This is a genomic window from Acinetobacter sp. YH01024, assembly GCF_013420195.1.
In the GTDB taxonomy this organism is placed as follows: Bacteria; Pseudomonadota; Gammaproteobacteria; order Pseudomonadales; family Moraxellaceae; genus Acinetobacter; species Acinetobacter amyesii.
This window is the reverse complement of the sequence record NZ_VOYQ01000089.1, coordinates 1-3,267: the sequence shown is the minus strand read 5'-3', so window position 1 is coordinate 3,267 and position 3,267 is coordinate 1. Positions and strand designations below refer to the sequence as shown.

Below are 3,267 nucleotides of genomic sequence, written 5' to 3'. Positions count from 1 at the left end.
GGATAGTCTTTTTCAGATTCAATCAATAATTGAACCGCTCTTTCTCTGATTTCAGGGGTATATTTTAATTTGGTCATCGGAACATTCTCTCAGAATACTGAGTCTCCGACAAACCCGGTACGGTTCAGTATATGGTGTCAGTAAGAGAGGCAAAGGTCCAAGGGGGGGGCTTGGCCAGATGATTCCCCAGATAATTTAACTTGGCATCATCATGGAGATACAAAAACAATGGAGCTAGTAGATGAAAAGGTTCACAATGTTTTTACCCACACTGGTGGTGCTTCTGAAGCAAGAAAAAAATAGTATTAGAGGTTATTATGTTTGAAATGATAAAAGACGGTCCTTTATTGGACAAAAATGAAATTCATCATTTAGAAAAAAAATTGAATGTCGAACTTCCTATTCAATATAAATCTTTTTTAGAAAAATTTAATGGTGGGAAACCGTTACAATCTGAAATAGATTTCACATTACCAGATGGCACAGAAAGTGGTGATAAAATAAAAAGATTTTATGAGGCCTCGATAGACACTTCTTATGGGTTACGTTCAAATCATGAGGATTTAAGTTGGCAATTACCTTTAGGCTATTTAACAATAGCAATTACTCCTGCAGGTAATTATTTTTTGATTGGACTTAGCCAAAATAATTATGGTCAAATTTTTTACAAAGATCATGAATTGGAAGATGAACCTGAAAAAGACGATGGATTACCATACAACATGGTTAAAGTCGCTAATTCATTTAATGAATTTTTAGATAAACTTTATGATCCTGATGAATAACTTAAAATGAGCATGATAAAGGTTTACAACTTTTTGACCTAAAGTCATATGGTTATAAAGGGTATTTCATTGTAATTTAAAATATCTTAAAACAAAAAGTTGAATATTTCTATACTGAACTCACCACAGAAAAACGCGAGCCAATCATTAAAGGTTTACCACTGAATGCCTTTGGACAACTGGAAAAGATTAAACACGCAGATGGTGCAGTTGAACATTTTGTTCATGATGCTGAAGGACGTTTATTAGTCCATATCGATCCGAAACAACATCAGACACGCTATGAATACGATGAAGCAGGTTTAATCCTGTCACGTACCGATGCATTGAACCATAAATTGAAATACCAGTGGGATAAGCTCAATTGCTTAAAACGCTTGACCAATGAAAATGGTGCAAGTTACGAATTCTTCTATGATGTGGCGAGTCGCTTAATCAAAGAAATTGACTTCGATGGCAAAGAAACCATTTACAAATATGATGAAACTGATGGCAATCTCGCTAGCAGTATCGAAGTGGCTTCAGCACATGGACAAGAGCTTCGAGATCGTGCAGCACCGAAAGATCGCATACAAAATTTCTATTCGACAGTATGGGACGTTTGGAACAACGTACCGCAGGCTATGGCTATGTTGAACAAGACTTAGAACAAAAACTGGTTGAGGAATTTGCTTACGACAGCAATGGCAATATTATTCAAGCTAAAAACAGCGATAGCAATCTACAGTGGTATTACGATGCTGCGGGAAATGTGATTCGTGAACATCATCAAGATTATAAAACCAATAAAACAGCAGTGTGGAAACACAGCTACGATGAAATCAATGATCGAATCAAAACCATTCGACCTGATGGACAGAATATAGATTGCCTGACTTATGGTACGGGGCATGTACATAGTTTGATAGTCAATGGTCAAGACATTGTTAGCTTTGAGCGAGATGACCTACATCGTGAAAAAGTTCGCCACTATGCCAATGGCATCAGCCCAGAACAACAGTTTGACCTTGCAGGACGCTTACACAGCCAAATCATGCTCAATGAACATGTCAATGGCTACCAAAGCCAGTACAGAGAAAAGAACAACCAACAGAACAATGCACTGCAACACACCAGTCAATTGGTACAACGACTGTATCAATACGATAAAACAGGTGAATTAACAGCCATCAAAGATACTCGTCATGGCAACATTGCCTACAAATACGATCCAGTCGGACGCTTACTTGAAGCCAGCAGTAAACTCGGTAAAGAAACCTTTAACTTTGACCCTGCCAGTAACATTATAGATCGTTACAATGATGACAAAGCGCAAAATCATGACCAAAGCCATCAACAACAAACAGAAGAAAAAGGCTTTGGCTACAACCGTCTAGTCAATAACGTGGTGAAAGAATATCTCGACCAACAATACCAATATGATGCATACGGGCAACTCATTCGACAAAAATCTACGCAAGGTGATTTAAACCTTGAGTGGGATGTGTATGGACGAATGATCAAAAGCCGTAACAGCCAATACACCGCAGAATATCGTTATGACGCTTTAGGTCGTCGTATCCAAAAACGTAGTAAACATCACCATACAGGTGATGAACATAACATCATCTACGGATGGGATGGTGACACACTGGCTTATGAGTCAACGGAACACGCCACCAAACATTACATTTACGAAAAAGACAGTTTTGTACCTATGCTACAAGCGGTCTATCAAAGCCCAATAGAGTTACACCAAACGCCTGATTGGTCAGACAAGCCGTATAACGTGCATCGTGATCCATTGTGGAGAACTACGAAGCAAAGTAAAGGCTTTGATGATGTATGGTTCTACCATTGTGACCATTTAGGTACACCACAAGAAATGACTGACCATACAGGTTCGATCATTTGGAAAGCTGAGTATAAGGCTTGGGGTGAATGTAAGGCTGAAAAGGCTAAATCGAATTTCTTTGAAAATTCAGAAATTATTTCAAACAACATTCGTTTTCAAGGTCAGTATTTCGATCAGGAAACAGGATTGCATTATAACCGATATCGTTATTATGAGCCACATAGTGCAAGGTATGTGAGTAAAGATCCGATTGGGTTGTTTGGTGGGTTAAATAATTCAATTTATGTGAGCGATCCGAATCAATGGGTCGATTCGATGGGGTTGATGGCACAAGGGGAAAGGGAAAAAGTTGCTGCGAATAATGCGTTAGTTGAAAAGCATGCAGCTGAAAGATTCGCTCAACAAAAAGCTGCTTGGCAAGTTTCAAAAATAAAAGATGCAAGATCCAAACAACAAAATAGACCAAGTACTGGAATATTGGGTGCATTATTGCCAGGAACTATGTCAAGTGTTGCGAAAAATAAGCAAGATGCAAATGTTTTAAGAAATCAGCAAGGAATGAGAAATGTAGGTACAGTTGGAGCTGCCGCCGCTACTTTACCATATGGAGTTACAGTAATTAGTGGCGGTTTTGGAGCAGGTGCAAAG

General features: G+C 38.6%; 1 protein-coding gene and 2 pseudogenes. All 3 read left to right on the top strand.

Annotated elements, in window-relative coordinates:
• Positions 1–192 precede the first annotated feature (192 nt).
• Positions 193–303, top strand: a pseudogene (locus FTT88_RS17565) (HNH endonuclease); the annotation flags it as partial.
• A 14-nt stretch (positions 304–317) separates the two neighbouring features.
• A complete protein-coding gene (locus tag FTT88_RS16850; RefSeq protein ID WP_180145968.1) occupies positions 318–785 on the top strand; it encodes an SMI1/KNR4 family protein in 468 nt (155 codons plus the stop codon).
• Between the two features lie 80 nt (positions 786–865).
• A pseudogene (locus FTT88_RS16845) lies at positions 866–2,943 on the top strand (RHS repeat-associated core domain-containing protein); the annotation flags it as partial.
• Between the last annotated feature and the right edge of the window lie 324 nt (positions 2,944–3,267).